This is a genomic window from Streptomyces sp. NPDC101227 (genome assembly GCF_044767545.1).
Taxonomy (GTDB): domain Bacteria; phylum Actinomycetota; class Actinomycetes; order Streptomycetales; family Streptomycetaceae; genus Streptomyces.
The window spans coordinates 202,838-229,531 of the sequence record NZ_JBIWOD010000011.1 but is presented as its reverse complement, the minus strand read 5'-3'; the positions used below and the strand labels follow the sequence as shown (position 1 = coordinate 229,531).

The 26,694-nt window shown below is 72.2% G+C and carries 25 protein-coding genes; 19 read left to right on the top strand and 6 right to left on the bottom strand.

Annotated elements, in window-relative coordinates; translation table 11 throughout:
• Window position 1: 1 nt before the first annotated feature.
• Entirely contained in the window at window positions 2-1,126 is a 1,125-nt protein-coding gene (locus ACIRPT_RS25755) for an aryl-sulfate sulfotransferase (protein WP_403831006.1), read from the bottom strand.
• A gap of 137 nt (window positions 1,127-1,263) precedes the next feature.
• Between ACIRPT_RS25755 and ACIRPT_RS25750 the strand changes: the two genes are divergently transcribed.
• The 3 genes from ACIRPT_RS25750 to ACIRPT_RS25740 all read left to right on the top strand — a co-directional run bounded on the left by ACIRPT_RS25750 (window position 1,264) and on the right by ACIRPT_RS25740 (window position 2,784).
• Window positions 1,264-1,818, top strand: coding sequence for a helix-turn-helix domain-containing protein (locus ACIRPT_RS25750; protein WP_403504432.1), 555 nt, complete (start codon window positions 1,264-1,266; stop codon window positions 1,816-1,818).
• Between the two features lie 80 nt (window positions 1,819-1,898).
• The gene (locus ACIRPT_RS25745; RefSeq protein WP_403505093.1) at window positions 1,899-2,180 is read left to right on the top strand and encodes a DUF1876 domain-containing protein; all 282 of its coding nucleotides are present in this window, start codon (window positions 1,899-1,901) and stop codon (window positions 2,178-2,180) included.
• 235 nt (window positions 2,181-2,415) lie between these two features.
• A complete protein-coding gene (locus tag ACIRPT_RS25740; protein ID WP_403831003.1) occupies window positions 2,416-2,784 on the top strand; it encodes a hypothetical protein in 369 nt (122 codons plus the stop codon).
• A gap of 8 nt (window positions 2,785-2,792) precedes the next feature.
• Here the strand turns inward: ACIRPT_RS25740 and ACIRPT_RS25735 are convergent, their stop codons facing one another.
• The 3 genes from ACIRPT_RS25735 to ACIRPT_RS25725 all read right to left on the bottom strand — a co-directional run bounded on the left by ACIRPT_RS25735 (window position 2,793) and on the right by ACIRPT_RS25725 (window position 5,963).
• The gene (locus tag ACIRPT_RS25735) at window positions 2,793-3,491 is read right to left on the bottom strand and encodes a gamma-glutamyl-gamma-aminobutyrate hydrolase family protein (RefSeq protein ID WP_403831001.1); all 699 of its coding nucleotides are present in this window, start codon (window positions 3,489-3,491) and stop codon (window positions 2,793-2,795) included.
• A gap of 40 nt (window positions 3,492-3,531) precedes the next feature.
• Window positions 3,532-5,085, bottom strand: coding sequence for an amino acid permease (locus tag ACIRPT_RS25730; protein ID WP_403830998.1), 1,554 nt, complete (start codon window positions 5,083-5,085; stop codon window positions 3,532-3,534).
• A 158-nt stretch (window positions 5,086-5,243) separates the two neighbouring features.
• Window positions 5,244-5,963, bottom strand: a complete 720-nt coding sequence (locus tag ACIRPT_RS25725) for a FadR/GntR family transcriptional regulator (protein WP_403830996.1) — start codon at window positions 5,961-5,963, stop codon at window positions 5,244-5,246.
• 73 nt (window positions 5,964-6,036) lie between these two features.
• Between ACIRPT_RS25725 and ACIRPT_RS25720 the strand changes: the two genes are divergently transcribed.
• The 4 genes from ACIRPT_RS25720 (at window position 6,037) to ACIRPT_RS25705 (ending at window position 10,994) form a co-directional block, all read left to right on the top strand.
• Window positions 6,037-7,404: a glutamine synthetase family protein gene (locus tag ACIRPT_RS25720; RefSeq protein ID WP_403830994.1), complete on the top strand. Its 1,368-nt coding sequence runs from the start codon at window positions 6,037-6,039 to the stop codon at window positions 7,402-7,404.
• Window positions 7,405-7,415: 11 nt separating this feature from the next.
• Window positions 7,416-8,813, top strand: coding sequence for an aldehyde dehydrogenase family protein (locus ACIRPT_RS25715; RefSeq protein ID WP_403830991.1), 1,398 nt, complete (start codon window positions 7,416-7,418; stop codon window positions 8,811-8,813).
• Window positions 8,810-9,610, top strand: a complete 801-nt coding sequence (locus tag ACIRPT_RS25710; RefSeq protein ID WP_403504450.1) for a 3-oxoacyl-ACP reductase — start codon at window positions 8,810-8,812, stop codon at window positions 9,608-9,610. Before ACIRPT_RS25715 ends, ACIRPT_RS25710 begins: the two co-directional genes overlap by 4 nt.
• A 112-nt stretch (window positions 9,611-9,722) precedes the next feature.
• Complete coding sequence (locus ACIRPT_RS25705; protein WP_403830988.1) at window positions 9,723-10,994, top strand: HAD family hydrolase; 1,272 nt, start codon at window positions 9,723-9,725, stop codon at window positions 10,992-10,994.
• Between the two features lie 56 nt (window positions 10,995-11,050).
• Here the strand turns inward: ACIRPT_RS25705 and ACIRPT_RS25700 are convergent, their stop codons facing one another.
• Window positions 11,051-12,346 carry an amino acid deaminase/aldolase gene (locus tag ACIRPT_RS25700; RefSeq protein ID WP_403830986.1) on the bottom strand — a complete coding sequence of 432 codons (1,296 nt, stop codon included), beginning with the start codon at window positions 12,344-12,346 and terminating at the stop codon, window positions 11,051-11,053.
• A gap of 201 nt (window positions 12,347-12,547) precedes the next feature.
• Here ACIRPT_RS25700 and ACIRPT_RS25695 point away from each other — a divergent pair, with 201 nt between their 5' ends.
• The 4 genes from ACIRPT_RS25695 (at window position 12,548) to ACIRPT_RS25680 (ending at window position 16,837) form a co-directional block, all read left to right on the top strand.
• Window positions 12,548-13,987 carry a hypothetical protein gene (locus ACIRPT_RS25695; protein ID WP_403830983.1) on the top strand — a complete coding sequence of 480 codons (1,440 nt, stop codon included), beginning with the start codon at window positions 12,548-12,550 and terminating at the stop codon, window positions 13,985-13,987.
• Entirely contained in the window at window positions 13,984-15,150 is a 1,167-nt protein-coding gene (mycP, locus tag ACIRPT_RS25690; RefSeq protein WP_403830981.1) for a type VII secretion-associated serine protease mycosin, read from the top strand. The genes ACIRPT_RS25695 and mycP overlap by 4 nt, the downstream gene beginning before the upstream one ends.
• Window positions 15,151-15,232: 82 nt before the next feature.
• Window positions 15,233-15,964, top strand: coding sequence for an SseB family protein (locus ACIRPT_RS25685; RefSeq protein ID WP_403830979.1), 732 nt, complete (start codon window positions 15,233-15,235; stop codon window positions 15,962-15,964).
• Between the two features lie 123 nt (window positions 15,965-16,087).
• On the top strand, window positions 16,088-16,837 hold the full coding sequence (locus tag ACIRPT_RS25680; RefSeq protein WP_403830976.1) for an MIP family channel protein: 750 nt from the start codon (window positions 16,088-16,090) through the stop codon (window positions 16,835-16,837).
• A 98-nt stretch (window positions 16,838-16,935) separates the two neighbouring features.
• Here ACIRPT_RS25680 and ACIRPT_RS25675 read toward each other — a convergent pair whose 3' ends face one another.
• Window positions 16,936-17,337 carry a DUF1844 domain-containing protein gene (locus ACIRPT_RS25675; protein WP_403830974.1) on the bottom strand — a complete coding sequence of 134 codons (402 nt, stop codon included), beginning with the start codon at window positions 17,335-17,337 and terminating at the stop codon, window positions 16,936-16,938.
• 335 nt (window positions 17,338-17,672) lie between these two features.
• Between ACIRPT_RS25675 and infC the strand changes: the two genes are divergently transcribed.
• The 8 genes from infC to ACIRPT_RS25635 all read left to right on the top strand — a co-directional run bounded on the left by infC (window position 17,673) and on the right by ACIRPT_RS25635 (window position 26,683).
• Window positions 17,673-18,398, top strand: a complete 726-nt coding sequence (gene infC / locus ACIRPT_RS25670; protein WP_393541210.1) for a translation initiation factor IF-3 — start codon at window positions 17,673-17,675, stop codon at window positions 18,396-18,398.
• Between the two features lie 123 nt (window positions 18,399-18,521).
• On the top strand, window positions 18,522-18,716 hold the full coding sequence (gene rpmI, locus ACIRPT_RS25665; RefSeq protein WP_006607578.1) for a 50S ribosomal protein L35: 195 nt from the start codon (window positions 18,522-18,524) through the stop codon (window positions 18,714-18,716).
• Between the two features lie 107 nt (window positions 18,717-18,823).
• Window positions 18,824-19,207 (top strand): 50S ribosomal protein L20, encoded by a 384-nt coding sequence (gene rplT, locus ACIRPT_RS25660; RefSeq protein ID WP_393541208.1) that lies wholly within the window; start codon window positions 18,824-18,826, stop codon window positions 19,205-19,207.
• A gap of 123 nt (window positions 19,208-19,330) precedes the next feature.
• Window positions 19,331-20,185, top strand: a complete 855-nt coding sequence (locus ACIRPT_RS25655) for a TrmH family RNA methyltransferase (RefSeq protein WP_403504468.1) — start codon at window positions 19,331-19,333, stop codon at window positions 20,183-20,185.
• A gap of 81 nt (window positions 20,186-20,266) precedes the next feature.
• Window positions 20,267-21,427 carry an ATP-binding protein gene (locus ACIRPT_RS25650; RefSeq protein ID WP_403830970.1) on the top strand — a complete coding sequence of 387 codons (1,161 nt, stop codon included), beginning with the start codon at window positions 20,267-20,269 and terminating at the stop codon, window positions 21,425-21,427.
• A 156-nt stretch (window positions 21,428-21,583) separates the two neighbouring features.
• Window positions 21,584-22,708 carry a phenylalanine--tRNA ligase subunit alpha gene (pheS, locus tag ACIRPT_RS25645; RefSeq protein ID WP_403504474.1) on the top strand — a complete coding sequence of 375 codons (1,125 nt, stop codon included), beginning with the start codon at window positions 21,584-21,586 and terminating at the stop codon, window positions 22,706-22,708.
• Window positions 22,708-25,233 carry a phenylalanine--tRNA ligase subunit beta gene (pheT, locus tag ACIRPT_RS25640; protein WP_403830968.1) on the top strand — a complete coding sequence of 842 codons (2,526 nt, stop codon included), beginning with the start codon at window positions 22,708-22,710 and terminating at the stop codon, window positions 25,231-25,233. Before pheS ends, pheT begins: the two co-directional genes overlap by 1 nt.
• A gap of 208 nt (window positions 25,234-25,441) precedes the next feature.
• Window positions 25,442-26,683, top strand: a complete 1,242-nt coding sequence (locus tag ACIRPT_RS25635; protein WP_403830965.1) for a PP2C family protein-serine/threonine phosphatase — start codon at window positions 25,442-25,444, stop codon at window positions 26,681-26,683.
• The last annotated feature ends 11 nt before the right edge of the window (window positions 26,684-26,694 follow it).

The following is a 26,694-nucleotide window of genomic DNA, read 5'->3' as shown; positions in this document are numbered from 1 at the left end:
TTCACACCCGCCGCTTCAGCCAGGGCAGTTGCCCGGCGTCATAGCGGTAGGCGCGGAAGACCGCGTTGTTCAGCGACGGGAAGAGCGCGCCGACCTCCGGTTCGCGGTAGCTGCCGAACTGCGGGACGACGTACTCCCAGCACAGCAGCCCCTCGGCGGTCACCTCGAAGAGCCGGCCGGCGGGGGAGTCGGTGATCAGGGTGTTGCCGTTGGGCAGCCGCTGGGCGCTGCCCATGAAGGGCGCGAAGAACGCCTCGCGCGCCGGGTCGTGGTACTCCCACACCACCTTCCCGGACCGCCGCTCCACCTCGATCACGCGCGAGAAGGGCACGTCGTGGCCGGGCCGGAAGACGCCGTTGTCGAAGATCAGGAAGTTGCCGTCGGGCAGCTCGGTGGGGTGGTGCTGCTGGGAGACCAGCCCGGGCTCGGTGCGCCACAGGATCTCGCCGCTCTCCCGGCTGATGACGATCACCGCGGAGACGCTGCGCAGGCTTGCCAGGATGTTGCCGTCGGCGAGCGGGCAGACGGAGTTGATCAGCGGCCAGTGTTCGCGGGAGTAGTCGGGGTGCAGGGCGAACTCGTCGCGGTCGAGGTGGTCGCCGGCCCGCCACGACCACAGCGTGCGGCCGTCCGCGTCGACCTCGCGGAGGGTGTCGGCGTACACCGTGCCGCCGGGCGCCTCCGATCCGGCCACGCCGCCGCGCACCGCCGCCGCCCGCGCGCCGGTCAGCGGCTCCAGCGCCGTGTAGAGGATCCGGCCGTCGCCGTAGTGGTGCGCGTCGTGGTGCTGGAGCGGATCGGCGAACTCCCGGAGTACCGTCCCCTGGGGATCGATCTCCTGCATCAGCCCGCCCCGGTACTTGTGCCACATGGGGAACAGTGCGTCCTGGTCCGGGAGGGTGGCGTTGTAGGCGAGGTTGCCGTTCGGCAAAATGCGGGCGTGGCGTCCGGGGCGGTGCGGCAGCCGCCAGCGGTGCACGACGTTGCCGTGGAGGTCGATGAGCGGCACCTCGCCGCCGCCGGTCAGCGGAGCATAGAGGGTGTAGCCGCCGAAGGCGGCCTGTTCGTCGAGGGCGATCAGGCCGGTGCCCCGGCGGCGGCGTGTGTTTTGATCGACTGCGGTCATGATGATTCCCCTGGTCAAACGTGATGTCGAAGATCGCGGAGCTTGAGCTCCTCAAACTTTGTTTGATGGGATCAAACAGCGTAGACGCTAGGGGCGCGTTGTTGCAGACCTGTGAACGCATCAATAAGGAGCGGACGATGAGCGAGGCGGCGGACACTCCCCGGGTCGGCGCCGGGGTACGCAGACGCCGCCGCGCCCTGGAGATGACCCTCGCCGAACTCGCCCGCCGTACGGGACTGTCCGCGCCCTTCCTCAGCCAGGTCGAGAACGACCGCGCCCGCCCCAGCATGCGCTCGCTCCAGAAGATCGCCGACGCGCTGGAGACCACCGCGGTCCGCCTCCTGGCCGCCGCCGACGGCCCCCGTACGGTCGATGTCGTCCGCGCCGGCTCCCCGGCCGTCCCCGAGGACGGCGACCACGGCCGGGTGCGCCCGCTGGTGCGTGGGCGGCAGCAGCTGCACGCCCTGGAGTTCACCGGCCGGCACGACTGGCAGCGCGAATTCCGGCATCCGCACGACGAGTTGATGTACGTCATCGAGGGCTGTGTGGAGGCCGAGGCCGAGGGCACCCGCCACCGGCTCGGCCCGGGTGACACCTTCTACTGCTCCGGCGGCGTCACCCACCGCTGGCGCTCCCTCGTACCGGAGAGCCGCGTCCTGCTGGTCGGGGTGGCGGACGACTTCCGGGGTTAGCCGGGCCTTGGCCGGGCCACGTCGTGCGCGGATGCGGCACCAGGGGCACGCTGGTAGGAGCGGCTCCGGAGGTGACCATCATGGTGAAGATGCAGACCGCTGTCGGATGGCATGTCGAGCTGGAATTCGAGGAAGATCATCACCGCACGCGCGCGGCCGCGCTGGTGCGCCTCCCGGACGGGAGCGAGGTGCGGTCCCACGGCTATGCCAGCCGCCATCCCGCCGACTCGGACCAGCCGAGGGTCGGCGAGGAGGTCGCGGGCGCCAGAGCGCTCAACGAACTGGCGATGAAACTGCTGACCAAGGCGCACGACGAGATCGATGCGGCGTCCGGCCGGGCGTCGTATCCGCTGACGCACTGACGCACTGACGCACTGACCGGCCGGCCGACCGGCGGCCGACCGACCGGCTGATGCGCCGGCCGCTGCCCGGGCTGTGCTCAACCTCTCCAGGGCGGCGGCCGGTTGGGCCGCACGATCCTCCCCGCAGGTGCGGGAACCGCGTTGATCGCCTCCTCCCTTGCTCGCTAATGTGTGCGAATGGCCGGCGTGCTCCCGTACGCCGGCCGACACCACATGCAAGGGGGAACAACCACACATGAGGTTCAAGTTCATCGCGCCCGCCGTCGCCTCGGCGGCCCTGCTCGGCACCGCCATGACCAGCGGAGTCGCCACGGCCACCACGCCCGGGACGGCGCACACCGCCACGGTGTCCGCCGCGTCCGCGCCGGCCTCCTGCGTCCGGGCGCAGGCGCAGGAGAGCGTGAAGATCCGCACGGCGAAGAAGGTGAGCGCCACCGCGCTCGGACTCTTCCCCAAGGGCAAGACCGCCTGCATCGTCGGCGGCCTCGCCTCGAAGGGCGGCTCGTACAACCTGTGCGGCCACAAGGACAACACCTGGCTCAAGATCTCGTACGCGGGCAACCGCGGCTGGATCCCGTACTACTGCGGGTCGAAGGAGCTCTGAGCCGCCGGTCACACCCCCGGGGACGTTCCGCGCGCCGCCGCCACCAGCGCATCCATGACGCGCGGGTCGTCCCCGGCCTCCGGGTGCCACTGGACGGCCAGTGCGAAGCCGTGCGAGGGCGGTAGCTCCAGGGCCTCGACGGTGCCGTCCTCCGCGTACGCGGAGACCACCAGCCCCCGGCCGAGCCGGTCCACCGCCTGATGGTGGTAGGTCGGTACGGAGACCGGCTCGGGCAGTGTCCGGTCGAGCTGGGTGCCGGCCACGGGCTTGATGTCGTGGTGGTCGAAGACCCCGGGCGGGCCCGCATGGCCGTCGAGATGCTGGACGAGCGTGCCGCCCAGCGCCACATTCAGCAGCTGAAGTCCCCGGCAGATGCCCAGCAGCGGTACCCGGGCCGCCAACGCGGCCTCGATCAGGGCCAGTTCCCAGGCGTCCCGGGCCGGCGCGGGCGGGCCGGTCCTCGGATGCGGCTCCGCGCCGTACCGCGCGGGCTGGACATCCGCGCCGCCGGCGATCACCAGTCCGTCCAGCCGTGCGACGGTCGCCGCGGCGGTGGCCGGGTCGCCGGGCGGCAGCAGTGCCGGGAGCCCGCCCGAGCGCTGGACGTGCCGGGGGTATCCGGCGGGTACCAGCGCGGCGGGCAGCGTCCAGACCCCCCACCGGGCCTCTTCCTGATAGGTGCTGATGCCGATGAGGGGCTGGGACACGAATCCTCCGGTGGGGTGCTGGTGCGTTGCGGCGCGGTTCTCAGAATTCCAGTTCGTGCTCGATGGCAGCCAGCTCCTCCTGCGAGCCCTGGACCTTCGGGCCGGTGAACCACTTGCGGGCCGACACCAGCCACCAGGTGCCGGCGAAGCCGAGGACCAGGAGGACGGCGAGCGGGGTGTAGTTGAAGGTCTCGGCCGTGACCGGGCTGGTGGTCGGGAGCATGAACAGGACGGAGATGACCGCCGTCCAGCCGACGGCGATGACGCCGACCGGCTTGCTCCAGCGGCCGAGGTGCCAGGGCCCGCGCTGGAAGCGGTCGCCCTGAAGCAGGCGGAGGATGACCGGCAGGACGTAGGCGATGTAGAGGCCGATCACGGCGATCGAGGTGACGGCCGCGTACGCCGTGGCATTCCACAGGTACGGCAGGCCCAGCACGAAGGCGCCGCCGGCGGCCAGCCACACCGCGTTGGTGGGGGTCTTCGTCCGCTTGTTGATGCGGTGCCACAGCTGCGAGCCGGGCAGTGCGCCGTCCCGCGAGAAGGCGTAGATCATGCGCGAGTTGGCGGTGACCGACGACATGCCGCAGAAGAACTGGGCACCGATGGCGACCAGGAGGAGCAGCTTGCCGCCGGTGGCGCCCAGCGCGTCGATGAAGATCTGCGCCGGGGGCACGCCGGTCTTGCTGGCCAGTGCGCCGTCGTAGTCCTGGATGGCGAAGGTGATGCCGACCAGCAGCACCCAGCCGGCGACCAGGGAGACCAGGATCGACATCACGATGCCGCGGGGGCCGGCCTTGGCCGCGTCGACCGTCTCCTCGGTCATATGTGCCGAGGCGTCGTAGCCGGTGAAGGTGTACTGCGCGAGCAGCAGCCCCAGCAGTCCGACGTAGATGCCGGAGTGCCAGCCGGTGTTGTTGGTGAAGTGGGTGAAGACGAAGGAGGCGGACTGGTGCTTCGAGGGCACCACGACCAGGGCGCCCACGATGACCAGTACGCCGAGGACGTGCCACCACACGCTGACGTTGCTGAAGAGGGAGGCCAGCTTCACGCCGAAGGTGTTGAGCAGGCCGTGGGCCAGCAGCACGATGCCGAACAGCATGATCGTGTGCACCGGGGTGGCAGTGAAGCCGAACTGCAGGTCCAGCAGCGCGTTCATGAAGGACGCGGCGCCGAAGTCGACGCCGGCGGTCACCGCGACCTGGCCGAGGAAGTTGAACCAGCCGGTGAACCACGACCACGCCGGGCCGTGCGAGGGGGCCAGCTTCGCCGCCCAGTAGTACAGGCCGCCCGCCGTCGGGTAGCTGGAACAGACCTCGGCCATGGCCAGGCCCACGAACAGCGTCATGACGCCGACCAGCGGCCAGCCCCAGGTGATCAGGGCGGGCCCGCCCGTGTTCATGCCGAAGCCGTACAGCGTGAGGCAGCCGGAGAGGACCGAGATGATCGTGAACGAGACGGCGAAATTCGAGAATGCCGACATCGAGCGGGCGAGCTCCTGGGCGTAGCCGAGCTCGTGGAGTCGCTGTTCGTCGCTGGAGCGCTGAGGGGGGCGATGGTCCTGGTCTGGGTCTGTCGCGTGCTCGTTGAGGGACATCACGCCTCCGGGGGACTCGGGGATCCGCGGCGGGTACGGCCGTCAGCGAACCGCTACCAGCCCCGCAATAAAGGTATGAGCCGATACCTTTGTCTTTCGGGGCGGCCGAGTGCAAGACCTCAGCCGGAAAATCTCGTAACAGACAGGTTTCGGGGGCCTCACGACAGAAAGCCGCGCAGCAGTGCGGCGGTCCCGCAGCAGTGCTCGCGCATCACCTCGCGCGCGCCGTCCGCATCGCCCTCCAGAACGGCCTCCACCAGGGCGGCGTGCTGGGTCTGGGAGTGCTCGAGGTTGCGTACGAGGAGCGGGATGCAGTCCAGGAGGTCGTTCACGCCCGCCCGTACGGCGGCGTACTGGGCGGCCAGCGACGGCGAGCCGGACAGCTCCGCCAGCGTCAGATGGAGCAGGGTGTCGTGCCGGCGGTAGTCACCGAGCGGGGCGTCCTGGGTCGCCGCCAGCGCCGCGCGCAGCCGGTCGGCCTGCTCGTCGGTCAGCCCGTGGGTCGCGCACAGCCCGGCCGCGCCCACCTCCAGCACCTCCCGGAAGCGCAGGGTGTCCTCGACGTCGATCTTCCCGATCCGGCGCCGCAGCTCCGCCTCACCCGGGTTCTCCGTACGCACCCGGACGAAGGTACCGCCGTAGCGTCCGCGGCGGCTTTCGACCAGGCCCTCGTCCTGGAGTACCTTCAGCACCTCGCGCAGGGTGACCCGGCTGATCTGCAGCCGCTCCGCCAACTCCCGCTCCGCGGGCAGCCGTTCACCCTGAGGCACCAGGCCGAGCCGGACGATCTGGAGTATCTGCTCCAGCGCCTCCTCGAAACCGTTGCCCGCCCGCACCGGCCGCAGCACGGGCGCCAGCCGGTCAGCCGCACCGTCCATCGAAACCCCTTCCCAATCAATGGTTCGTGTGCCTACCTTATGACTTCCGGATGCAGTGACAGGAGGCAATACCGTGGCTGACCGCACGCCCCCACTCTCCGTCGAGGAGCTCAGGGTCCTCGTCGATGCAGGGGAGATCGACACTGTCGTCCTCGCCTTCACCGACATGCAGGGCAGGCTCCAGGGCAAGCGGTTCGCCGCCCGCTATTTCCTCGACACCGTTCTCGACCACGGCACGGAGGGCTGCAACTACCTCCTCGCCGTGGACGTCGACCTCAACACCGTCGACGGCTACCAGATGTCCTCCTGGGAGCGCGGCTACGGCGACTTCGCCATGCACGGCGACACCGCCACCCTGCGCCGCACCCCCTGGAACGCCGGCACGGCGCTGATCACCGCCGATCTCGCCTGGCACGACGGCTCCCCGGTCGTCGCCTCGCCCCGGCAGATCCTGCGCCGCCAGCTCGACCGCCTCGCCGAACGCGGCTGGAGCGCGCACGCCGGCACCGAGCTGGAGTTCATGCTCTTCAAGGACAGCTACGAGGACGCCTGGTCGCGCGGCTACCGCGACATGAACCCCGCCAACCAGTGGAACGGCGACTACTCCGTCCTGGGCACCGGCCGCGTCGAGCCCGTACTGCGCCGCATCCGCAACGAGATGGGCGCGGCCGGCATGACCGTCGAGTCCGCCAAGGGCGAGTGCAACCTCGGCCAGCACGAGATCGTGTTCGTCTACGACGAGGCGCTCACCACCTGCGACCAGCACACCATCTACAAGACCGGCGCCAAGGAAATCGCCGCCCAGGAGGGCATGGCGCTCACCTTCATGGCGAAGTACGACGAGCGCGAGGGCAACTCCTGCCATATCCACCTCTCGCTCCAGGACGAGCAGGGCAGGCCGGTGCTGGCCGACGACGACGGTCAGTACGGCATGTCCAAGACCATGCGGCACTTCCTCGCCGGCCAGATCGCCGCGATGCGCGACTTCACGCTCTTCTACGCCCCCAACATCAACTCCTACAAGCGCTTCCGCCCCGGCTCCTTCGCGCCCACCGCCGTCGCCTGGGGCCCGGACAACCGCACCTGCGCCCTGCGGGTCGTCGGCCACGGCCGCGGACACCGTCTGGAGAACCGCCTGCCCGGCGGCGATGTGAACCCCTACCTCGCGGTCGCCGCCATGGTCGCGGCCGGCCTGTACGGCATAGAGAACGAGCTGGAACTCCCCGAGGCGACCACCGGCAACGCCTACGCCGGCGACGCCGCACACGTCCCCACCACCCTGCGCGAGGCCGCCGAGCTGTGGGACGCCAGCCCGATCGCCCGCGCCGCCTTCGGTGACGAGGTCGTCGAGCACTACCGCCACATGGCCCGCGTCGAGCAGGACGCCTACGACGCCGCCGTCACGGACTGGGAGCGCTACCGCTCCTTCGAGCGCATGTAAGGAACCCGACCGTGTCCAATGGTCTGCACGAGCTGAACATCCTCAACCCGGCGACCGAGGAAGTGGTGGCCACCGTCCCCACCACCTCGCCCGCCGAGGTCGACGCCGCCGTCCGCCGGGCCGCCGCCGCCCAGGAGGCCTGGGCCGCCGTGGCCCCCGGCGACCGCGCCCGCATCCTGCGCCGCTTCGCCGACGTCGTCGACGCGAACATCGCCGCGCTCGCCGAGCTGGAACTCCAGGAAGCGGGCCACCCCCTCGGCAACGCCGAATGGGAAGCGGGCAACGTCCGCGATCTGCTGCACTACGCCGCAGGGGGAGTGGAGCGTCTGACGGGCACTCAGATCCCGGTCGCGGGCGGCCTGAACATCACCGTCCAGGAGCCGCTCGGCGTCGTCGCCGTCATCGCCCCCTGGAACTTCCCGATGCCGATCGCCGCCTGGGGCACCGCCCCCGCGCTCGCGGCCGGCAACGCCGTCCTCCTCAAGCCCGCCGAGACCACCCCGCTCACCGCGCTCAAGCTCGCCCGGCTGGCCCTGGACGCCGGCCTGCCCGAGGGCCTCTTCCAGGTCCTGCCAGGCGAGGGCCCGGTCACCGGCACGGCGCTGGTCGACCACCCCGGCGTCGCCAAGGTCGTCTTCACCGGCTCCACCGCCACCGGCCGCCAGATCGCCGCCCGCTGCGCCGAGCAGACCAAACGGCTGACCCTGGAACTCGGCGGCAAGAGCCCCAACATCATCTTCGCCGACGCCGACCTCGAGGCCGCCGCGGCCGCCACCCCCGGCTCCTTCCTCGACAACACCGGCCAGGACTGCTGCGCCCGCAGCCGGATCCTCGTCCAGCGCTCCGTCTACGACCGCTACATGGAACTGCTGGAGCCCGCGGTCAAGGCCTTCACCGTCGGCGATCCCGCGGACCCCGCCACCCGGATGGGCCCGCTGATCTCCGCCGCCCAGCGCGAGCGGGTCCGCTCCTACGTCCCCGAGGACGCCCCGGCCGCCATCCGCGGCGAGGCCCCCGCCGGCAAGGGCTTCTGGTACCCGGCCACCGTCCTGGAGGGCCGCCCCGGGGACCGTACGGCGGTGGAGGAGATCTTCGGCCCGGTCGCCGTCGTCCTGCCCTTCGACGACGAGGCCGACGCGGTACGGCTCGCCAACGCCACCGACTACGGCCTCTCCGGCTCCCTGTGGACCCGCGACGTCGGCCGCGCCCTGCGCGTCTCGCGCGCCGTCGCCGCGGGCAACCTCTCCGTCAACTCCCACAGCAGCGTGCGCTACTGGACCCCCTTCGGCGGGTTCAAGCAGTCCGGCCTCGGCCGCGAGCTGGGCCCGGACGCGCTGCGGGCCTTCACCGAAACAAAGAACATCTTCATCAGCACCGAGCCCGGCACCACCATCGAGGAGAGCAAGTGACCGACCAGACCGCAGTGTGCCGCCGCCTCGTCGGCCGTACCGCCGTGATCACCGGAGCCGGCAGCGGCATCGGCCTGGCCACCGCCCGCCGGCTGGCCTCCGAAGGCGCCAACGTCGTGTGCGCGGACATCGACGAGACGGCCGGCAAGGCCGCCGCCGAAGAGGTCGGCGGCACCTTCGTCCAGGTCGATGTGACCGACTCCGAGCAGGTCGAGGCGCTCTACAGGACCGCCTTCGACACCTACGGCTCGGTCGACATCACCTTCAACAACGCCGGTATCTCGCCGCCCGACGACGACTCCATCCTCACCACCGGCCTGGACGCCTGGAAGCGTGTCCAGGAGGTCAACCTCACCTCGGTCTACCTCTGCTGCAAGCACGCCCTGCCCTACATGCAGCGCCAGTTCGAGCAGACCGGGCGCGGCGGCTCCATCATCAACACGGCCTCCTTCGTGGCCGTGATGGGCGCCGCCACCTCCCAGATCAGCTACACCGCCTCCAAGGGCGGCGTGCTGGCCATGTCCCGCGAGCTGGGCGTGCAGTTCGCCCGCGAGGGCATCCGGGTCAACGCGCTGTGCCCCGGGCCGGTCAACACCCCGCTGCTCAAGGAGCTGTTCGCCAAGGACCCCGAGCGCGCCGCGCGCCGCCTCGTCCACGTCCCCGTCGGCCGGTTCGCCGAGCCCGAGGAGATCGCGTCCGCCGTCGCCTTCCTCGCCAGCGACGACTCCTCCTTCGTCAACGCCGCCGAATTCCTGGTCGACGGCGGCATCGCGGGCGCCTACGTCACGCCGGTGTAAGCGCCCGCTGTTCACCTCCGGGAAAGCGTCATGGCAGCCGGGCGTCGCACGACGCCCGGCTGCCATGCGTTAGCGTCCGCCTTCGATTCCTCGTTCGACAGGAGTGCGTTCCATGCTCAACAAGCATCGATGGCTGGCGGCGGGTGCCGCCGCCGTCGTGGTCGTGGGAGGAGGCATCGCGGTCACCCGGATGGCCACCACGGACCCTGCCCCGCGCAAGTGCCCCACCCTCCATGTCTCCAAGGGGTGGTACGGCGAGAACCGCGCCAAGCTGCAAAAGGTGATCAACGAGCGCGGCAGCTGCTCCGGATCCGGCGGCGCCAAGCCCGTCGCGACCTTCGACTGGGACAACACCGTCGTCAAGAACGACATCTCCGACGCCACGCTGGCCTGGATGCTCCGGCACGACAAGGTGCTCCGGCCCACCAGCTGGAAGGCCACCAACAAGTGGCTGACCGACGACGCCCACCGCGCGCTCACCAAGGCCTGCGGCACATCCGTCCGCCCCGGCCACCCGCTGCCCACCTCCACCGACACCGGCTGCACCGACGAGATCCTCGACGTCTACCAGGACGAGAAGACCTCCGACGGCAAGACCGCCTTCGCGGGGGAGTGGAACCACCGGCGCACGGTCCCCTCCTACGTCTGGATCACCCAGCTCTTCGGCGGCCGCACCCCGGAACAGCTGACCGCGCTCGCCCGCCAGGCCCGCACCGAGAACCTCGCCGCGCCGATCGGCAAGGAACAGAAGGTCGGCACGCACACCATGCCCGGCTATGTGCGCTACTACGACCAGCAGCGCGACCTCATCCACACGCTCCAGAAGGCAGGTTTCGACGTCTACATCGTCTCCGCCTCCTCGGAACCGGTCGTACGGGCCTGGGCGCCCGGGGTGGGCATCGACCGCGACCACGTCATCGGCATCCGCAACACCGTCCGCGACGGCCGGCTCACCAACGGCGTCCAGGGCTGCGGCGACGTCAAGGACACGCACGGTGAGGTCCTGACGTACATGGACGGCAAGCGCTGCTGGATCAACCAGGAGATCTACCACGTCAAGGGCGCCAAGGCCTGGCAGCAGCAGGACCCGGCGCACCGTCCCGCCCTCGCCGCGGGCGACGCCGAGACCGACGTCACCTTCGTCGGCGACGCGACCGGGGTGCACCTGGCCCTCAACCGCAACAAGACCGAGCTCACCTGCCGCGCCTATGACAACAGCGACGGCCGCTGGATCGTCAACCCGATGTTCATCGAGCCGGACAAGCGCCAGAGCGCCCCGTACCCCTGCTCGACCGCCGGCTACGTCCACCCGGACGGCAAGCTCGGCCCGGTCCACCGCCCCGACGGTTCGGTGATCCCGGACCAGAAGGACAAGGTGTACTGAGCGACGGGGTGTACTGAGCGACGGGGCCACCACCGGGGCCCGGCGGCCGCACCGGCTCACAGGAAGGTGCGGCCCTCGCCCCGGTACGTCGGCACCGTCGCCACCACCCGGTCCCCGTCGATCAGCTGGAGCTGCGCGAACCGCTCGCACAGCTCACCGGCCTTCGCGTGCCGGAACCACACCTTGTCGCCGATCGCCAGCCCGTCCGCGGCCGCCCCCAGCAGCGGCGTCTGCACCTCGCCGGGCCCCTCCTGCGGGTCGTAGCGCAGCCCCGCGGGCAGATACGGCTCCGGCAGCCGGTCCGCGCCCGCCGCCCCCGACGCCGGATAGCCGCCGCCGAGCACCGTGACGACACCGGGACCGGGCCGGCGCACCACCGGCTGGGCGAACAGCGCCGCCGGACGCCCGCTGAACGAACGGAAGTTGTCGAACAGCCGCGGCACATACAGCCCCGACCCGGCCGCGACCTCGGTGACCGCCGCCTCCGCCGCCGTGTGCTGCACACTGCCGGTCCCGCCGCCGTTGACGAACTCCAGCCGCGGCGCCACCGCCCGCACCGCCCGCACGGCCTCCCAGCGCCGCCGCGCCAGCTCCTTGCGCGCCGCCGCCTGCATCATCCGGATCGCCCGGGAGAACACCGGCTTCCCGGCGACCTCGTCGCCCACCCCCGCCACATGCCCCTCGTACGCCATCAGCCCCACCAGCCGGAACCCGGGGCGGCGCGCCACCGCCCGTGCCAGCGCGCCCAGTTGGGCGGGCGTCCGCAGCGGTGACCGCCGCGCGCCGACCCGCACCTTGCCGCCCAGCACCTGGTACGAGGTGTCCAGCTCCAGGCAGACCCGGATCTCCTCACCGGCGCCGGCCGGCCGGGCCGCGTCGATCAGATCCAGCTGGACGGGATCGTCGACCATCACCGTCACCGCGGCCGCAAGCCCGGGATCGGCACTCAGCTCCGCGAAGCCCGCCCGGTCCGCCGACGGATACGCCAGCAGCACGTCCGAGAACCCCGAACGCGCCAGCCACAGCGACTCCTCGAGCGTAAAGCTCATGATCCCCGCGAAGCCGTCCCGCGCCAGCACCCGCTCCAGCAGGGCCCGGCAGCGCACCGATTTGCTCGCGACCCGGATCGGCTTGCCGTGCGCGCGGCGCACCAGATCCGCGGCGTTGGCGTCGAAGGCCTGGAGATCGACGACGGCCAGCGGGGCGTCGAGATGAGCGGTGGCCCGGCTCAAGGGGTTCTCCCCGGCGCCTCGGGGTTCCCCTTGTGCGAGCGGAGTCGAGGACTCGGGCGAGGAGTTGAGCGCAGGGGGAAGCGATGTGTCGCCATCCGCGTCGGCCGTGTACTGGGGCATGGCCGCAGCCTGCCAGACGCGGCTACCACTGGGTAGGGGAGAGTTCGCGACAGAGTGGACATCAGTTGGAGCAGCGGCGGCACCAGCCCGTACAGTGTCCGCACACCGCAACCGGCAGGTCAGCGGCGTGATGTCCGGATACGAGCGACCCTGCCCCGATTGCGGATCGGGGCCGGGGCAGCGGCGCAAGGGGGAGCGCGGGTGGGTACCGACGCCGACTGCGCGGACACGCAGCACACCCCTCCCATACCCCCGCAGCCCCCGCAGCCCCCGCAGCCCCCGCAGCCCCCGCACCGGCCCGCGTCCGGTGCGCCCGCCGCGCCTCCCGCTCCCGCCGCGCCTGCCGCTCCCGAAGCGGACCCGCAGACCACCGTCCTGCGCCCGGTACCCGCCGGCCCCACCGTCCCGCCACCGGCCGCGCCGCCCGCCGGCCCGATGCCCCCCACGGCCCCGCCGCGCCCCGCGACCCCGCCGCCCGCGCCCCCTACGTCGGCCGTGCCGCCCCGCCCCCGTACGCAGCCGCCCGCCGCCGGCCCGCAGCCGCCCGCCGCCGGCCCGCAGTCGCCGCCCCGCCCGGCCCACGGGCCCGCCGCACCCGCCCCGGCGCCCCCGGCGGGCCGTCCCGCGTCCTTCCGCGACACCGCCGCCTTCCACCTGGCCAACAGCGAGGGGCTGTGGAACGCCGGCCGCGACGGCGCGAACGGCAGCGCGCCCGCCACCCACAAGCGCGCCGCCACGGCACCCTCCGCCGCGCCCGGCGGCCGTCCGCCCGCCCCCGCGCCGGCCGCCCCCTGGCCGGGAAGTCCCCTCCCGCAGCAGGGAGTCGGGCCCTACGCCGGCACACCGGCCACATCCGCCGCGCCCCCGGCCAGGCCCCGCCGCTCCCGCCGGCGCCGCCTCGTCATCGCCGCCTGCCTCGTCCTCGGCACCGGCCTCATCGGCGGTGCGGCGGCCGGGAGTTGGCTCACCGAGGGGCCCGACGCGCCCCCGACCCCCCAGGCCACCTTCGCCAAGGGCCGCGACGTCTGGCGCAACGTCCCCGTCGACACCCTCTTCCCGCGCACCATCGACGGCCTGGGCGTCGGCCCCGGCGGCTCCGACCGGCGCTGGACCCGGATCGCCGTGGCCCCCGACAGCACCTGCGCCAAGGGCCTCGACCCGGCGCTGGCCAAGACGCTCGCCCCCGTGGGCTGCGCCCGTCTGCTGCGCGCCACCTACGTCGACGCCACCCGTTCCGGCGTCATCACCGTCGGCGCCCTGACCGCCAAGGCCGACGCCCCCGGCATGCTGGCGATGAACTCCCGCTTCAGCACCAGGAATCTGGCCGCCCGCGCCACCATGATGCCGCTGCCGTACGCCGCCGAGGGCACCCCGGCCGCCCGCTTCGGGCCCGCCCAGCGGGCGAGCTGGACCGTCCGGATCCTCACCGACATCCCGGTCGTCGTCTACGCCGTCTCCGGCTTCGCCGACGGCCGCACCGTCACCGACCCGCAGCCCGCCGAGGCCGCGGTGCGACCCGGCACCACCACCGCCCCCGCCGAATCCGGCCTCGGCCACGACGCGAAGAACCTCGCGGACCGCGTCGAGGCCATCTTCCGCAAGGAGTCGGGGATCCCCGGGCAGAACACGGAGGATCCGTGAGCCGCAAGAACCCGCTGCGCGCCGCCCCCGTCGCGTGCGCCGCCGCCGCGCTGGCCGTGCTGCCCGCCCCGCCCGCGCAGGCCGACACCGTCCGCGCCCAGGAGTGGGCCCTGCAGGCGATGCACGCCCAGCAGGCCTGGCGTACGACCAAGGGCGCGGGCGTCACCGTCGCCGTCCTGGACACCGGCGTGGACGCGAACCAGCCCGACCTCAAGGGCCAGGTGCTGCCGGAGAAGGACCTGGTCGGCTTCGGTGCCGGTCCCGGCGACCGGGACTGGGCCGACCACGGCACCGGCATGGCCAGCGTCATTGCAGGTCACGGCCATGGCGCGGGCCGCCAGGACGGCGTCCTCGGCATCGCCCCCGAAACCCGCATCCTCCCCGTCCGCGTGATCCTCGAGGACGACGACCCGCAGCGCGAAAGGGCCCGCACGGAGAAGGCCGGCGCCCTCGCCGACGGCATCCGCTGGGCCGCCGACCACGGCGCCGACGTGATCAGCATGTCCCTGGGCGACGACAGCGAGACCGCGCACCCCGAGCCGCGCGAGGACGCCGCCATCCAGTACGCCCTCGGCAAGGGCATCCCCGTCGTCGCCTCCGCGGGCAACGACGGCGGGAAGGGCGACCACATCTCCTACCCCGCCGCGTACCCGGGCGTCATCGCCGTCACCGCCGTCAACGAGGCGCACGAGCGGACCCAGTTCTCCACCCGCCACTGGTACGCCACGGTCTGCGCCCCCGGCGAGACCATCATCATGTCCAACCCGGACCGCACCTACTACAACGGCAGCGGCACCAGCCCCGCCGCCGCGCTGGTCTCCGGTGCCATCGCCCTGATCCGCGCCGAACACCGCGCCCTGAGCCCGGCCCAGATCAAGGACCTGCTCATCGCCACCGCCCAGGACGCCCCCGAGGGCGGCCGCAACGACGACTTCGGCGCCGGCCTGGTGGACGCGGCCGCCGCCCTCGAACGGGCCGCCGGCCTCAAGCCGGCCCCCGAGAAGCCCCGCCCCGTCGCCTACCCCCACCGCTACTTCGGCCCCGGCCCGGCACCCGCGCCGGACGACACCTCACCCACCGCCTGGCTCCCCTGGACGGCGGGCGCCCTCGGCGTGGCACTCCTGGCGGCCGGGATCCTCATCTGGCGAAGCCGCACCGGCTGACGCACCGCCGGCCGACCGCACCCCGCCAACCCGCCGCCGCACCGGGCACCGCCGGGAAAACCCGAGCCAGTAGGCTCGAGCGGTGCAGAAGAACATCCCGGACCCCGGCTTCTCCGACGACGACGGCTCCGCCGACCCGGCCCTCGCAGAGGCCCTGGCGGCGTACGACAGGGACCGGACCACGGAAGGGGCCCTCCTGGCGGCCCTCGCGGGCGCGCGCGTCCTCGTCCCCGTGGTGGCCGTACTGGGAGAGGTCGAGACCGGACCGGACGGCCTGCGCCGCGAGAAGACCAGCGATATGGCCGTCCCCACGCTCCAGGCCCCCGACGGCCGCCGCGCCCTCCCCGCCTTCACCTCCATGGACACCCTCCGGCTCTGGCGCGCCGACGCCCGCCCCGTGGCGGTCCCGATGCGGCAGGCCCTGCTCGCCGCCGCCCACGAGAAGGCCGACACCGTCGTCGTCGACCTCGCCGGCCCGGTCACCTACCAGCTCACCGGCGCCGCCCTGCGGGCGCTGGCCGAGGGCCGCGAGAGCGCCGACCCGCTGGCCGACCCCGCCGTCACCGACGCCCTGCGCGCCCTGCTCGCCGCCGAGCCGGCCGTCCTCGTCGCCCATCTCGCACCCTCCGACGAGACCGACGCGACCCTCGCCCTGGGCCTCGCCCCGGATGCGCCCACCGCCGAGGTCGCCCAGCGCCTGGCACGGGCACTGGCCACCGACGACGTGCTGCGCGAGCGTCTGGTCAAGGGCCTCGACCTGGCCCTTCTGCCGCCCGGCGGGCAGCGGCCGCAGGAAGCGCTCTTCCGCCGCTGACCTCCCGCGGCTTCCTCCTGCGGGCCCCGCCCGCGGGCTCCTTCGCACTCACCCCGCCAACGAGCGCGTTCGGCTCCTCGCCCGCACTATGGGATGAGCTCAAGATCCACGCGAGGAGAGCTCATGGAGACCACCGAGACCCGCATCGTCGTATCCGAATTCCTCGGCACGCTGCTCCTGGTGTTCTTCGCCGTCGGCGCTGCCGTGCTGGCGGGCGAATACATCGGCACCTTCGGCATCGCCCTGGCCTTCGGCTTCACCATGCTGGCACTGGCCTACGCGCTCGGCCCGATCTCGGGCTGCCACATCAACCCCGCCGTGACGCTGGGCATGCTGCTGGCCCGCCGCATCTCCCTCCACCGGGCGGTCTCGTACTGGATCGCCCAGGTCCTCGGCGCCATCGTCGGCGCCGCCCTGCTCTTCCTGGTCGCCAAGCAGGTACCGGGCCTCAAGACCCATGACGCGTTCGGCACGAACGGCTGGGGCGACCGCTCGGCGGTGCACCTCAACCTCGGCGGCGCGTTCGTCGCCGAGATCGTGATGACCTTCCTGTTCGTCTTCGTCGTGCTCTCGGTCACGCACCGGGTGGCCGTGATCGGCTTCGGTGGTCTGGCGCTCGGTCTGGCGCTCGGCACCGTCCACCTCATCGGCATCCCGCTGGACGGCACCTCCGTCAACCCCGCGCGCAGCATCGGCCCCGCCCTGTTCGCGGGCGGCGCCGCCATCACCCAGCTGTGGCTGTTCATCGTCGCCCCGCTGATCGGCGGCGCGCTGGCGGCCGTGGTGCACCAGATCACCCATCCTCCGCACGAACCGCGGCTCGTCGCCGACGAGGAGGTGGCCGGCGAGTCCGCGTCCGGCGAGCGGGTCTGAGCGCGCCCCGGCTCCGCGAACGTCCCCGCAAACAGACGATGAGCCCCGACCGTGGCGGCCGGGGCTCATCGCTGCGCGGGTGTCGTCGGACGGGCGCTTCAGCCGTAGACGGGACCGGTGAACTTCTCCCCGGGGCCCTGTCCCGGCTCGTCCGGTACGACCGAGGCCTCCCGGAAGGCCAGCTGCAGCGACTTCAGGCCGTCCCGCAGCGGCGCCGCGTGGTACGAGCCGATCTCGGTGGCGCTGGCCGTGACCAGCCCCGCCAGCGCCTGGATGAGCTTGCGCGCCTCGTCGAGGTCCTTGTGCGCCTCGCCGTCCTCGGCCAGTCCGAGGTTGACCGCCGCCGAGCTCATCAGATGCACCGCGACCGTCGTGATCACCTCGACCGCCGGCACCTCCGCGATATCGCGGGTCATGTCCTCGAAGCCGGGGTTCGACGGCTCGTCCGTGTGCGCCGCGCCGGGCTGCTGCTCCGGCTGCCGCGGGGTCTGGTCACTCATGTCCTGGGGCTTCACTTCCTGCTGAGGGGATCGCCTCCAGCCTATGGCCCGCGCCGCCCGGCCCCGCGCCCGGGAGTGTCCGCCCGCGCGCGGGGCCCCTCCCCTCGCCTCCGCGCCGGCACAGGAGTGGGTGTCACTCCTTGACTCGTGTATTCTGGTGTGAACGACCGGCCGGACACGTAGGTGACCGGCCCACAAGTGGAGGCTCCGATCTCCCACCCGCACCGACCTCAGGGTTGGCGGGTCAACGGTCTGGCTGCGCCCCGCGGAGACTTCGCGGCGGTGTTCCTGATCCTTTCCGGAGCCCCGCCTGTGTCCCGTCCGGGGCATTTTTCATGTACCGGCGCGGTTGGTCACACCGAAACAGACGTTACGCGGCAGTCCGCCAGGCCGTCGCGTGGTGCTACCGAGGAGGATCCATCAGCGCCGAGCCCCGCATCAACGACCGGATTCGCGTCCCTGAGGTGCGACTCGTCGGTCCCAGTGGCGAGCAGGTCGGCATTGTGCCGCTTGCCAAGGCCCTGGAGCTTGCGCAGGAGTACGACCTCGACCTCGTCGAGGTGGCGGCGAACGCCCGTCCGCCGGTCTGCAAGCTCATGGACTACGGGAAGTTCAAGTACGAGTCGGCCATGAAGGCCCGTGAGGCGCGCAAGAACCAGGCGCACACGGTCATCAAGGAGATGAAGCTCCGGCCGAAGATCGACCCGCACGACTATGACACCAAGAAGGGTCACGTCGTCCGGTTCCTCAAGCAGGGTGACAAGGTCAAGATCACGATCATGTTCCGTGGTCGCGAGCAGTCCCGCCCCGAGCTGGGCTTCCGGCTGCTGCAGCGGCTCGCGTCCGACGTGGAGGACCTCGGCTTCATCGAGTCGAATCCGAAGCAGGACGGCCGAAACATGATCATGGTTCTCGGTCCGCACAAGAAGAAGACCGAGGCGATGGCCGAGGCCCGTGAGGCGCAGGCCGCCCGCAAGGCCGAGCGCCAGGGCGGAGTTCCCGCGGACCAGTCCGTGGAGGAGCCCGCCGAGGAGCCCACCGAGGAGCACGCCCAGGCGTGATCCCCGAGGCGTGAGCCCCGGATTCCATCCGGGGCACCTCGCCCCGGACATCAACCGATACATGACGCTCCCGCTTGCCGGTCCGTGCCTGCGGGAGCGCCACTGACGAGGAGAGTACGGCGCATGCCGAAGAACAAGACGCACAGCGGTGCCAGCAAGCGCTTCAAGATCACTGGCTCCGGCAAGGTGCTGCGCGAGCGCGCAGGCAAGCGCCATCTGCTCGAGCACAAGTCGTCCCGTGTGACGCGTCGCCTCACCGGCAACGCCGAGATGGCCCCGGGCGACGCCGCGAAGATCAAGAAGCTTCTCGGCAAGTGAGTCCGGGGCGCCCCGCCGACGGCGAGGGCGCGCCAGGACCAGGACCGGGACCCAATCGAACCGGGCCGTGTGACGACAACCACGGCCCCGCTACAAGGAGTTAACAAGTGGCACGCGTCAAGCGGGCAGTCAACGCCCACAAGAAGCGCCGGGCGATCCTGGAGCAGGCCAGCGGTTACCGTGGCCAGCGCTCCCGCCTCTACCGCAAGGCGAAGGAGCAGGTCACCCACTCGTTCGTCTACAACTACAACGACCGCAAGAAGCGCAAGGGCGACTTCCGTCAGCTGTGGATCCAGCGCATCAACGCCGCTGCCCGCGCCAACGGCATGACGTACAACCGCTTCATCCAGGGTCTGAAGGCCGCCAACGTCGAGGTGGACCGCAAGATCCTGGCCGACCTCGCGGTGACGGACGCCAACGCGTTCGCCGCGCTCGTCGAGGTCGCCCAGAAGGCGCTCCCGAGCGACGTCAACGCCCCGAAGGCCGCCTGACCTTCGGCCTGACGACGTTGTGACGCGGACCCGCAGGCCACGGCCTGCGGGTCCGCCGCATTTCCGGCCCGGCCCGCCAGGGTCCCGGCCCCCGCACCGAACGAAAGAAGCGAGCCGCCGCCCATGGGCACCCCCGAGCTGATCTCCCCGCGTTCCCCGCGTGTCTCCGCCGCCCGGCGGCTGGCCCGCCGCGCCTTCCGCGGCAAGGAGCGCCGGTTCATCGCCGAGGGCCCGCAGGCCGTACGGGAGGCCATCGCACACCGCAGCGACGGGGAACCCACGCTCATCGAGCTGTTCGCCACCGTCGAGGCCGCCGAGCGGCACGCAGAGATCGTCGAGGCCGCCCTCGCGGCCGGGGTGCGGGTGCACTTCGCCGACGACCGGACCGTCGCCGACATCTCCCAGACCGTCACCCCGCAGGGCCTGCTCGGCGTCTGCCGCTTCCTCGACTCGCCGTTCGAGGACATTCTCGCCGCCCGACCCCAGCTGATCGCGGTGCTCGCCAACGTCCGCGACCCCGGCAACGCCGGTACGGTCCTGCGCTGCGCCGACGCGGCGGGCGCCGACGCGGTCGTGCTGACGGACGCCTCGGTGGACCTCTACAACCCCAAGTCGGTTCGCGCGTCGGTCGGTTCGCTCTTCCACCTCCCGGTCGCGGTCGGCGTACCCGTCGAGCGGGTGGTGGGCGGCCTCCAGGGCGCCGGGGTGCGGATCCTGGCCGCCGACGGCGCGGGGGAGTGCGACCTGGACGCCGAACTGGACGCCGGCTCCATGGGCGGCCCCACCGCCTGGGTCTTCGGCAACGAGGCCTGGGGGCTGCCGGCGGAGACCCGGGCGCTGGCGGACGCCGTCGTACGGGTCCCCATCCACGGCAGGGCCGAGAGCCTCAACCTCGCCACCGCCGCCGCGGTCTGCCTCTACGCCTCCGCCCGCGCCCAGCGCACGGCCGGAGGATGCCGCTCCGGATCACCCGCCTGAGGGGTGTCCGGCGGATCTCCTGGCACATCCAATCCGAGCTAGTAGTGTGGCGTGCTCGGGGCCCGGAAGGGGGTAAACGGGGTGGGTGTGAGGACTTCCGGTAACACGGTCACCGCTGACAGCGGCCCGTCCGACGGGCCCGAGCGCGGGCCGTCGGGCATGGCCACGGCCGTCCCGGGCCTGGGGCTCGACCCCGACGACCTGCCCGACGGCCTGGTGGTCGCGGACGAGACCGGCCGGGTGATCACCTTCAACGCAGCGGCCGCCAGGATCACCGGCATCGCCTCCCGGCACGCCCTCGGCCGCCGCCTGGAGCACGCCCTGCCGCTCCAGGACATCGAGGGCCGCGCCTGGTGGCAGCTGACCGCCCCGTACAGCGGCCTCGCCATCCGCCGCGGCCAGCCCGAGCGCAATCTGCTGCTGGGCGGCCGCGAGGTGCTGGTCTCCGCCCGCTATGTCCGCAGCCGGCCGACCGGCCCCGTACAGCGGCTGGTGATCGCGCTGCGCGGCACCGAGGCGCGGCGGCGCACGGAGCTGAGCCATGCCGAGCTGATCGCCACCGTCGCCCATGAACTGCGCTCGCCGCTGACCTCCGTCAAGGGCTTCACCGCCACCCTCCTCCAGAAGTGGGAACGCTTCACCGACGACCAGAAGCGGCTGATGCTGGAGACGGTGGACGCGGACGCCAACCGCGTCACCCGTCTGATCGCCGAGCTGCTGGACATCTCCCGCATCGACTCGGGACGGCTGGAGGTACGGCGGCAGCGGGTCGACATGATCGCCGCGGTCCGCCGGCACGTCCAGGCGCAGACCACCGCGGGCCAGAGCCCCGACCGCTTCCTGATCCGGATGCTGGAGCCGCTGCCCGATCTGTGGGCGGACCCGGACAAGGTGGACCAGGTGCTGGGCAACCTCCTGGAAAATGCGGTGCGCCACGGCGAGGGAACGGTCACCATTGAGGTCGGTCCGGCGACGGACACCACCAGTGCGGACGCGACGACACCAGAGGGGACGACCGTCACCGTGAGCGACGAGGGCCCCGGCATCCCCGAGGAGTCGATGAGCCGCGTCTTCACCCGCTTCTGGCGGGGCAGCAAGCGCGGCGGCACGGGCCTGGGCCTCTATATCGTCAAGGGCATCGTCGAGGCGCACGGCGGCACGATCACGGTCGGCCGGGCCCCGGCCGGCGGCGCGCAGTTCCGATTTAGCCTGCCCGTCGCGGCTCCCGCCTTCATGGCATAAGGCAGCCGGCGACGGGCACCCCGCCAGGGGCGAGGCCCGGCCGCGTCGGTCGTCCCCCTTAGACTTGACCTTTGGCACCTTTGGCGCACCAGCATCGCGGGCGAGCCGAGGCGACGCGAGCCATGCCAAGCCAGTCCACCGGAAGCACGGGAAGAGATGTCCGCACCCAATAAGTCGTACGACCCTGTCGAGGTCGAAGCCCTGAAACCGGAAGAGATCTCCGCACGGCTGGACGAGGCGCTGGCCGCCATCGCCGCCGCGGACTCTCTGGAGGCGCTGCGCGAGGTGAAGGTCGCGCACGCCGGCGACCGCTCGCCGCTCGCGCTCGCCAACCGCGAGATCGGCGCCCTGCCCCCGCACGCCAAGGCGGACGCCGGCAAGCGCGTCGGCCAGGCCCGCGGCCGGCTGAACCAGGCGCTCAAGGCCCGCCAGGAGGAGCTGGAGGCGGAGCGCGACGCGCGCGTGCTGGTCGAGGAGGCGGTGGATGTCACGCTGCCCCACGACCGCACCCCGGCCGGCGCCCGGCACCCGCTGACCACCTTCATGGAGCGGGTCGCGGACGTCTTCGTCGCCATGGGCTACGAGGTCGCCGAGGGCCCCGAGGTCGAGGCCGAGTGGTTCAACTTCGACGCCCTGAACTTCCTGCCGGACCACCCGGCGCGCCAGATGCAGGACACCTTCTTCGTCCAGGGCAACGGCAACAAGGGTGACGAGAGCGGTGTCGTCCTGCGGACGCACACCTCGCCGGTCCAGGCCCGTACGCTGGTCGACCGCGAGCCGCCCGTCTACGTCGTCTGCCCGGGGCGGGTCTACCGCACCGACGAGCTGGACGCCACGCACTCCCCGGTCTTCCACCAGATCGAGCTGCTCGCCGTCGACGAGGGCCTGACCATGGCCGACCTCAAGGGCACCCTCGACCACATGGTCCAGGCGCTGTTCGGGCCGGACATGAAGACCCGGTTGCGGCCGAACTACTTCCCGTTCACCGAGCCGTCCGCCGAGATGGACATGGTCTGCTACGTCTGCCGTGGCGAGTCCGTGGGCAACCCCGACCGGCCCTGCCGCACCTGCTCCAGCGAAGGCTGGATCGAGCTGGGCGGCTGCGGCATGGTCAACCCCAAGGTGCTCATCGCCTGTGGCGTCGACCCCGAGAAGTACAGCGGTTTCGCTTTCGGGTTCGGCATCGACCGGATGCTGATGTTCCGGCACAACGTGGAAGACATGCGTGACATGTTCGAAGGCGACGTCCGGTTCACCCGGCCGTTCGGGATGGAGATCTGATGCGGGTCCCGCTTTCTTGGCTGCGGGAGTACGTCGACCTGCCGGCCACGGCAACCGGTCGTGACGTACAGGAAAAGCTCATCGCGGTCGGCCTGGAGGTCGAGAGCGTCGAGCGCCTCGGCCAGGGCCTCAAGGGCCCGCTGGTCGTCGGCCAGGTGCTGACCATCGAGGAGCTGGAGGGCTTCAAGAAGCCGATCCGCTTCTGCACGGTGGACGTCGGCCAGGCCAACGGCACCGGCGAGCCGCAGGAAATCGTCTGCGGCGCGCGGAACTTCGCCGTCGGCGACAAGGTCGTGGTCGTCCTCCCCGGCGCCGTGCTGCCCGGCGACTTCAAGATCGCCGCGCGCAAGACCTACGGCCGCAAGTCGCACGGCATGATCTGCTCCGGCGACGAGCTGGGCATGGGCGACGACGGCACGCACGGCATCATCGTGCTGCCGCCGGAGTACGAGGTCGGCACCGACGCCATCGAGCTGCTCGAGCTCGTCGACGAGGTGCTGGACATCGCCGTCACCCCGGACCGCGGCTACTGCCTGTCGATGCGCGGCGTCGCCCGCGAGACGGCCACCGCGTACGGCCTGCCGCTGCGCGATCCGGCGCTGCTGGACGTGCCGCCGCCGAACGCCGGCGGCTACCCGGTCAAGGTCAGCGACCCGATCGGCTGCGACCGCTTCACCGCCCGCACGGTGACCGGCCTGGAGCCCGAGGCGCGCTCTCCGCTCTGGCTGCAGCGCCGCCTGCAGAAGGCCGGGATGCGCCCGATCTCGCTCGCCGTGGACATCACCAACTACGTGATGCTGGAGCTCGGCCAGCCGCTGCACGCCTACGACCGCACCAGCGTGGACGGCCCGATCGGTGTCCGCCGCGCCACCGCCGGCGAGCGGCTGACCACTCTGGACGGCACCAAGCGGGTGCTGGACGCCGAGGACCTGGTCATCACCGACAACCGCGGCCCGATCGGCCTCGCGGGTGTCATGGGCGGCGCCAACACCGAGATCGCCGGCCCGGTCACCGACCCCGAGACGGGCCGGCTGCGGGGCACCACCGACATCGTGGTGGAGGCCGCGCACTTCGACCCGGTCGCCATCGCCCGTACGGCCCGCCGGCACAAGCTGTCCTCCGAGGCGGCCAAGCGCTTCGAGCGCGGCGTCGACCCGGAGGCCGCGTCCGCCGCGGCGCAGCGCACCGTCGACCTGCTCGTGCTGCTCGGCGGCGGCACCGCCGAGGACGGCGTCACCGAGATCGTCTCCCCCCGCGGGCCGCGGACGATCGCCATCCCCGCCAACCACCCGGACAAGGTCGCCGGTGTCACCTACGGCCGGGAGACCGTCGTCCGCCGCCTCCAGCAGGTGGGCTGCGATGTCTACGGCCAGGACGAGCTGGTCGTCACCGTGCCGTCCTGGCGGCCGGACCTCGCCGACCCCAACGACCTGGCCGAAGAGGTCATCCGGCTGGAGGGCTACGAGAACCTCCCCTCCACCCTTCCCAAGCCGCCGGCCGGCCGCGGGCTGACCGAGCGTCAGCGGCTGCACCGCCGGGTCGGCCGGGCGCTGGCGGGCGCGGGCTACGTCGAGGCGCTGAACTACCCCTTCACCGGCTCGCACGTCCTCGACCAGCTCGGCATCGAGGCGGACGACCCGCGCCGGGACGCCGTCACGCTCCTCAACCCGCTCTCCGACGAGGAGCCCGACCTCCGCACGACCCTGATCCCGGGTCTGCTGAACGCGCTGCGCCGCAACTTCGGCCGCGGCACGCACGATCTGGCGCTCTTCGAGACCGGCCCGGTCTTCCGCGCGAGCGGCGACGAGAAGCCGGCCAGCCGGCTGGTCGTCGACCGCCGCCCCACCGACGACGAGATCGCCTCGCTGGACGCCTCGCTGCCGCAGCAGCCGCGGCGCGCCGCCGTGGTGCTCGCCGGGGGCCGCGAACAGGCCGGCTGGTGGGGCGAGGGACGCCCCTCGATCTGGGCGGACGCCATCGAGGCGGGCCGTACGGTCGCGCGCGAGGCGGGCGTCGAGCTGATCGTCCGCCAGGACCAGCACGCCCCGTTCCACCCGGGCCGCTGCGCGGCGCTGCTCGCCCTCGTCGACGGCGAGGAGATCCTCGTCGGCAACGCCGGTGAGCTGCACCCGCGGGTCATCAAGACCCTCGCCCTGCCGGAGCGCACCTGCGCGATGGAGATCGACCTGGACCGTATCGAGCGGGCCGGCGCCGGACCGCGGCGCGCCCCGCGGATCTCGGCCTTCCCGGTCGCGACCCAGGACGTGGCGCTCATCGTCGACGACGCCGTCCCCTCGGCCGACGTCGAGAGCGCGCTGCGCGAGGGCGCCGGCGAACTCCTCGAGTCGCTGCGGCTGTTCGATGTCTTCACCGGCGAGCAGCTCGGCGCGGGCAAGAAGTCCCTCGCCTATGCGCTGCGCTTCCGCGCCGAGGACCGCACGCTGACCGCCGAGGAGGCCTCCGCGGCCCGCGACGCGGCGGTCGCGGCGGCGGAGGAGCGTACCGGGGCGGTGCTGCGCGGCTAGCCGCCACACCGTGACACCCGAGGGCCGTGCGACTGCCGCGCGGCCCTCGGTCGTTTCCCGGCATATCCGCCGTCACTCCATCGGGTGAGATGCCGCCCACGGTTGGCGTACCGGCAGGGAACGTCGTAAGAATCGTTGCGGTCGAGCCAGGGCCTGTCCGACGGGTCATGGCCGGGCCCATCGGACAGACCCTAGGGGGACGATCGGCATGATCCGGGCCTGGGCGAGGGGCGGTGCACCCGCGGCCGCGCCGCGTGCCGCGCAGGTCTTCGTGCTGGTGCTGCCCGGTGTCTGGGTCCTTGCCGTGGTGAGCTGGGAACTGTGCCGGCCGAGCAGCGGTCAGCTGCTCCAGCTGCTGGCCGCCGCGCCCGCCATCGCCTGCGCCGGGACCGGCCGCCGTCAGTGCGTACTGCTCGGCGGGGCGTGTGCGCTGCTGGCGCTGGTGCCGTTCGGTGCGGTGGAGCCCGCGGCCGGGTTCGGCACCCGGGCGGCGACGTGCGGGGCGGTCCTCGCGGTCATCTGTGCCAGCTATCTGACGGCGGGCCGGCGACGACGGCTGCTCGGTGAGCTGGAGCGCAGCAGGGAGGTCGCCGGGGCCGCGCAGCGGGTGCTGCTGCGGCCGCTGCCCTCCCGTATCGACGGCATGACGCTGGCCGCCGGCCATCTCTCCGCGAGCGAGGGGGCCGTGGTCGGCGGGGACCTGTACGACGTCGCGGGGACCCGGTACGGCGTACGGGCGGTGATCGGGGACGTCCGCGGGCACGGGCTGGAAGCGCTGGGTACCGTCGCCGCGATGCTCGGCAGCTTTCGCGAGGCGGTCCATGACGAGCCCGAACTGGGCGGGGTGCTGCGCCGGTTGGAGCGCGCGCACCAGAGGCATCTGCGGGAGCGGGCGGGCACCGGGCAGCCGGCGGGCCCGGCTGCCGAGGAATTCGTGACATTGCTGCTGCTGGAGGTGGACCGGGACGGTGCGGTGACGGCGCTCAACTGCGGGCACCCGTGGCCGTATCCGGTCGGCGGCCCGGCGGCGGCGTCGGAGGCGGCCCAGGAGGCAGCCGCGGAGGCGGTGCCCCTCTCGTCCGTGGAACCGATGCCGCCGCTGGGGCTCTTCCCGCTGCCCGACGAGCTGCCCACCGTCGACTGCGGGCGGCTGGGGCCCGGCGAGGGGCTGTTTCTGCACACCGACGGCGCGACCGATACGCGGGACGCCGCGGGGGAGTTCTTTCCGCTGGCGCGGGAACTGCGCCGGGCCGACGGGAGGCCGGGGCGTTCGCCGGCCGGGCTGGTCGAGGACGTACGGCAGGCGCTGCTGCGGCACTCCCGCGGGCGGCCGACCGATGACGTGGCGCTGGTGGTGCTGTGCCACGACCGGCCGGGGGTGCCGGCCGCGCCGCCCGGACCGGCTCCCGCGCCCTTCACACCCCGTGTGAAGCGCGGTTCACTACGCTGATTCTGTGCAGT

Bases quoted from the DNA above. Each gene is read 5' to 3' on its own strand.
- ACIRPT_RS25755 (WP_403831006.1), bottom strand. From the start codon at position 1,126: ATGACCGCAGTCGATCAAAACACACGCCGCCGCCGGGGCACCGGCCTG.
- ACIRPT_RS25730 (WP_403830998.1), bottom strand. From the start codon at position 5,085: ATGTCCCTCAACGAGCACGCGACAGACCCAGACCAGGACCATCGCCCC.
- pheS (WP_403504474.1), top strand. From the start codon at position 21,584: ATGTCCGCACCCAATAAGTCGTACGACCCTGTCGAGGTCGAAGCCCTG.
- ACIRPT_RS25725 (WP_403830996.1), bottom strand. From the start codon at position 5,963: ATGGACGGTGCGGCTGACCGGCTGGCGCCCGTGCTGCGGCCGGTGCGG.
- ACIRPT_RS25675 (WP_403830974.1), bottom strand. From the start codon at position 17,337: ATGAGTGACCAGACCCCGCGGCAGCCGGAGCAGCAGCCCGGCGCGGCG.
- infC (WP_393541210.1), top strand. From the start codon at position 17,673: ATGTACCGGCGCGGTTGGTCACACCGAAACAGACGTTACGCGGCAGTC.
- ACIRPT_RS25745 (WP_403505093.1), top strand. From the start codon at position 1,899: ATGGTGAAGATGCAGACCGCTGTCGGATGGCATGTCGAGCTGGAATTC.
- pheT (WP_403830968.1), top strand. From the start codon at position 22,708: ATGCGGGTCCCGCTTTCTTGGCTGCGGGAGTACGTCGACCTGCCGGCC.
- ACIRPT_RS25740 (WP_403831003.1), top strand. From the start codon at position 2,416: ATGAGGTTCAAGTTCATCGCGCCCGCCGTCGCCTCGGCGGCCCTGCTC.
- ACIRPT_RS25700 (WP_403830986.1), bottom strand. From the start codon at position 12,346: ATGCCCCAGTACACGGCCGACGCGGATGGCGACACATCGCTTCCCCCT.
- ACIRPT_RS25655 (WP_403504468.1), top strand. From the start codon at position 19,331: ATGGGCACCCCCGAGCTGATCTCCCCGCGTTCCCCGCGTGTCTCCGCC.
- ACIRPT_RS25750 (WP_403504432.1), top strand. From the start codon at position 1,264: ATGAGCGAGGCGGCGGACACTCCCCGGGTCGGCGCCGGGGTACGCAGA.
- rpmI (WP_006607578.1), top strand. From the start codon at position 18,522: ATGCCGAAGAACAAGACGCACAGCGGTGCCAGCAAGCGCTTCAAGATC.
- ACIRPT_RS25680 (WP_403830976.1), top strand. From the start codon at position 16,088: ATGGAGACCACCGAGACCCGCATCGTCGTATCCGAATTCCTCGGCACG.
- ACIRPT_RS25635 (WP_403830965.1), top strand. From the start codon at position 25,442: ATGATCCGGGCCTGGGCGAGGGGCGGTGCACCCGCGGCCGCGCCGCGT.
- ACIRPT_RS25705 (WP_403830988.1), top strand. From the start codon at position 9,723: ATGCTCAACAAGCATCGATGGCTGGCGGCGGGTGCCGCCGCCGTCGTG.